This is a genomic window from Nitrospira sp. BLG_2, assembly GCF_049222245.1.
This window is the reverse complement of record NZ_JBLYIG010000039.1, coordinates 1-5,120: the sequence shown is the minus strand read 5'-3', so window position 1 is coordinate 5,120 and position 5,120 is coordinate 1. Positions and strand designations below refer to the sequence as shown.

The 5,120-nt window shown below is 55.1% G+C and carries 4 protein-coding genes and 1 pseudogene; all 5 read right to left on the bottom strand.

Going from position 1 to position 5,120, the window contains the following annotated elements; all coding sequences use genetic code 11:
* Positions 1-267: pseudogene (locus ACOSYY_RS01170) on the bottom strand (hypothetical protein); the annotation flags it as partial.
* A 924-nt stretch (positions 268-1,191) separates the two neighbouring features.
* Positions 1,192-2,688, bottom strand: coding sequence for a YncE family protein (locus ACOSYY_RS01165; RefSeq protein WP_421660409.1), 1,497 nt, complete (start codon positions 2,686-2,688; stop codon positions 1,192-1,194).
* 465 nt (positions 2,689-3,153) lie between these two features.
* The gene (locus tag ACOSYY_RS01160) at positions 3,154-4,230 is read right to left on the bottom strand and encodes a transporter (protein WP_421660408.1); all 1,077 of its coding nucleotides are present in this window, start codon (positions 4,228-4,230) and stop codon (positions 3,154-3,156) included.
* A gap of 95 nt (positions 4,231-4,325) precedes the next feature.
* Positions 4,326-4,634, bottom strand: coding sequence for a hypothetical protein (locus ACOSYY_RS01155; RefSeq protein ID WP_421660407.1), 309 nt, complete (start codon positions 4,632-4,634; stop codon positions 4,326-4,328).
* Positions 4,635-4,643: 9 nt separating this feature from the next.
* On the bottom strand, positions 4,644-5,120 hold a 477-nt coding region (locus tag ACOSYY_RS01150; RefSeq protein ID WP_421660406.1), incomplete at its 5' end, for a peroxiredoxin family protein.

Below are 5,120 nucleotides of genomic sequence, written 5' to 3'. Positions count from 1 at the left end.
GTTGATACCAGGGACGGTACGCAGGATGTCGTCCGTGCCGATCGCGGGTGCGTCCTTGACATCCTGCCGAGTCACTACCGTGGCGCTTACCGGAAGATTGGCCAGCGACCGCTCGGTTCGCGTCGCGGAAACGACGATAGGTTCGGCGATCACTTCCTCAAATTCCTGCGATGGCTGAGGAACAGCCTCGTCTTGGGCCTGCACGCCGGTAATGGTTGTCGATAATCCACTAATGATCACGAGGACGATTACAATGATTAGGTTCATATAGTTTTCGCACTCCAGCAAATACGATCAGTCAACACAATTTGTTACGACTCTCCGCGTCATCATGCCCGATCCTCCGATACCGGCGATCACGCCTCACTCCACCGAGGTTGCCGGTTGCGAGGGACATCCATCCTGTTTTCTGCCTGGTTGAGTGCCATATTCATCGCTTTCTTACCCGATAAGGGCGGGGCAAAGGAGGAGGCAGGCACCCTTCGCCCCGCCATGGTCCGAGCGGAGGGTCGTCTGCCCGGACAACACACAGAATTTTCGCTGTTATGTGAATAAGTCGAAGCGAACGACGCGGGACGTGACGAATGAATTGACCCGCTATCGCCTATGCATGCCTGACGAAGGGAATCGATGGAGGTGCACGCGTGGGAACGGTGGCAACGTTTGCCGAAGGGCTGAACCGGTAGAGGATGAAATCGACTGGACCCACAAGCATTTCTGTGACAGCCGGTGGCCTTCCCTTCGTTTCGCCAGCGTCTGTCGTGCCCTGGCAAGCCCATATGCAGAGAGAATTCTTGCCGGATGATTCTTGCTCGTCATGGTGATGTTGACGATGACTCTGAGAGTGGTCTGCATGAGCAAGCGCGCAATCGCCGGCCACAACGAGTGGCACGCTATAGATCAGCGTCACAAACCCGATGAGCCACACGGCACAACGAGCGACATAGGCGCACATCATGATTTCATCACCGGATCGTCTCTATACAACATACCGGACAACATGTCTACCGATGCTTGCTCACCGATGCTACACTTAATCACACAATTCGGCGCTATCACTACCTGACTCGCTCAAACGTGCTGAACGAGCCAGACTGCTCGTATGAATACACAACCAAAGCTGCCATTCATCATGTGCGGCTGATGGGCGGCCCATCGACTTCCAATAAACCGCCCAATCTGCGCCTGAAGCTAACTGCTCGCCTGATTACCGGCTTGCGCCGCTCCGGATTCGTACATCATGACACCACCGGGATTTGCGCCGACAGGCACCGTCTGTTTCTCCTGGTTATCTGTGGCATTAATAATCGTCAACGAATTGGCGGGAGCTGCGTTGGACACCGCGAGATACTTGGCTTCTCCGGCTCCTTGAGCCAACACATCGAAGCCGTGTCCTCCGGTCGAGACCAATGGTATTTCCCTCAACAGCGTGAGTGTCGGCGGCGCCAAGGTCGTCCAGTCGAACGCATACAATCTGTCCTTCTTGGTGGCCGTGGCTCCATTTCCGGCTAGAATGTAGAACCGCTTCGTGTCGGGAGAAAACTTGAATGCCCCCGGCGAGGTTCCATCCAGTTCCGGAATGGTCAAGTTCGCGATGGTCGGCGTCGCGGCACTCAGATCGATGACCCCAAGTTTGGTCCCTTGTGGTGCAATCGTCTCACCGCGTAGCAGGAGATGCTTGCCATCGGAAGAAATTCCATACGAGGTATATGGAGTTCCCGCGAGATCAAATGTGTTCGTGATCGTAAAGGAAACCGGGTCGACTTCGACGATGTCATGATAGCCTTCCCTAATACTGTAGACCTTCTTGGTCAGCGTAGACCAACGAATACCGTGCGGACCGGCATTGTTCGGCGTAAAGGCGGTCGTACCGGTAGGATTCTCCGGATTACACGTCGCTGGTGTCGGTAATGTCGCTTCTTTACCCGTGTTGCACAGATCGATCCGCGCAATCATCACAAGGTAGTTCGCGGAGGCCTCGTCATCATCGATGACGGCGATTTCACCGCCGACTTCACTCGATACGAACGCACGCTTCGGGACGCCATCTCCGGAAAAAGCCGTGACCTTGTGGCCGTCCGCCAAGAGACAGATGGTCTTTTCTACTTGGGGGATGACGGCACCTGGCCCAAGGTGGGAGTTGTGGATCACAGTCACGGATCCCCCACCCTGCGCCGCGCAATTCACCACATCATCTCCCGGTGTCGTTGTGGCCGGGGCATTGTCGCCGTCATTCATAATCCACATGACTTCTCCATCGTTCCTATCCCGATAGAGATGGACAGGGCGCGTTCCGACAGGTAGGTTCACTTCATGAACCGGCGTCGCGGCGGTCAATGGATCGATCGTGGCTACCTTATTTGCCGCCCCAAGCGTCATAAAAATCCAATCCCCGCTCGAATACTGCATATCCCCCAAAGCGACATTTTCAAATTTTGCCGCCTCCATCGTGTTAACCACCGCATTGCCGGAATCTCCTTTCAACGCCACACTGGTCAGCGTCTTATCCCCTGTATTGTTCACGAACACCATCGGGCCGCTGAGGCCGGCGCTGCCGCCTGGTGCCGGCGTCCCCGTGGTAGAAGTGGATTCTCCCGAATCACAGGCGGCAAGGGCTATGAATGCAAGTCCAAGCACGGTGCTCTTGGAAAAAGTTGTAACAACCCGTCTCTTCATGATGGCTTCCATGGAACATTCCTTCCTCGTTAATTGTCGCTCTCGTACCGGGGAGCGCTGCCGGTTTCCTGACACGACATCATCCAGACGACACTCTGAATAGGCGGCGGCCCTCGCGGAACGATCTCCGCATGAAACACAGCGGCATGCAAAACAACCGCGCCGAAACTCCAGATGTACCCTGCATGTATGGAGACCGACGCTCTGCCCCTCTCACTGGATGCCTGGTCGCCGATTCCACCGCAGTGCCAAACGCAATGATTTGGACTATGTTGCTGGCTCTGCGTGTGCCCCTGCGGACAATGTGAGCCGGTCCATCGCCCGATGAGATTTTCCTGTGCGGCAGAGAGAGAACCGGCCAGCCACAGAACAGCACAGCAACCAGCGAATAACCGAAACAACTGTGCTCTACGCCCGACAATTCTCATTTTGGTTCGATACTGCCTCACCATCAGCACCTGCTCTCAGATCCCACCTTTATGAGGCTCCGCCAAAGATCTGGAATGACTTGGTCACTCCGAAGATATAGCTGATCTGCTGTTCCAGATTGCCGTTGAAGTCCCGATAAATAGGAATCTGCGCGATGAAATAGAAGGACGCGAAGTTCCAAAGGTTTAAGTTGATGCCGGGTGAATAGGCGACATAGGTCGAGCCGGTGGTCGGCACAGCCCGAAATTTGACTTCCGGATCGAGCACAATCGAGGAGCCGGTGTTGGAATTGAATAAGAAGAGCGATGCGTCCATGGCATCGTTCTGCATCCATCGGAAGTTGAACTGCTGCGTCACGGCCAACCAGGGAGTCCGTTCAAGCGGGATGATATTGAGCCCCAAGCTCACATTCACCTCGTTGCCGAACTTGTAGCCGTCGCTGTTCTTCGCCGTGTACCGATAACTCGCCATGGCAAATTGATTCAGCCGATGGGGAATCAGGTCATAGGTTTGATACATCATCGGGATGACACCGAAGTTTCCCCGGCCGAGTTGCAACGTTGACTCGGCCAGCTGGTCGGTGCCAGCCACCACCTGGCCATAGTCGCCGGTTGGAAAATCCACTCCCACCCCAAGCACGACCATGCTGCGAAGGGTGGGCAACAAGTTGTATTTCAGCGTCGCGCGAATATCCCCCAGTCCCTTGTCGTCATAGGGCACTGGGGTAAGACCTCCTATCTGCGCATCGGAGTCCACGGCTTTGTACGGCAACGTCACTTGTATTCCGAGGCGGTCGGTCAGACCGTAGTTGAGGTCCAACGCCGCGGTGCGCGTCAGGGTCTCGATGCGTTTCACGTTCAAATTGGCCAGGGTGAGAGTCTTATCGCCCTGATTGGCAAAAGGAATGCGTCCGCCTTCACCCGGCGGCGCTTCCATCGGCGTGTAGTTGTAGATGGCGTTGACGGTGAGAAGGCCTTTCATCGGCACTTGTTGTTGCGATCCGATGACGACAAAACAACTGACCGAGCCGCACGACGCCTCGACCGGGGATGGGCCGAGCATCGCAACCATCATTTCAATCGCAACACTCATCGCAATGACAGAAGACCAGATCGAGCGGACCATGCGACAAACTCTTTCTGTGTTATGACGCGACGGAACCCACACATCGGGTGCACCGCGAGACACGGTTGTTGAAGAACGCGCTGTCGACTATGAGGTTATGCGAGGAGACGAGGAGGTCCTCGAAAGAAGTACGAGAGCGAGACCACAGTGAGGGCTACGTCGGAGGGAGGAATGCCGAGCCATTCAAGGAGCTGACGTTCCGAAGAGAATTGAACGACTGACGATTCGATTCCCACACCGCCCGCGCACAGCCATGCACAGAGACCGGTTGAATGGCTTTGAGTCTGATGGCAGGCGTCGTGCTCGGCATGGCCGACACTGGGTGCAGCCATAAATCCGTTCGCCAATACAACGGCGAGCAGTACTGCCCAGACTAGTCCTGATTGTTTTATGAACATTCTCATGCTGCGCGTCTAACGCAAAGAAGTGGCGCTCATTGATTCTTGTTTCTGAATACGTGCCACCACATCTACAACGATCTGCGCGGTTAAGAGTCCACCCTTGATATATTCTTGAACAATTCCCTTCTCATCGATGAATACGCTCACAGGCAACCCGAAAACCCCGAACTGGTTGGCCACTTTGTTGTCTCGGTCCATAAGCACCGGGAATGTATGGCCATGTTGCCTAATGTGCTCACGCACTTTAGCCTCGTCTTCCAGTTCGTTGATGGCCAGCACGACGAATCCCTTTTCACGCAGCTTGTCATGGACGATCTGCATGGCCGGCATTTCCTTTGTGCAGGGTTTGCACCAAGTAGCCCAAAAATTTACCAAAACAATCTTCCCCCGATATTGGCTCAAGCTCTGTAAGTTCCCTTCCAGATCGGTCAGACGAAAGTCCTCCGCAGCCGTGCCCACCGCCGGAACTCGCGAGCCCATTCCCCATAC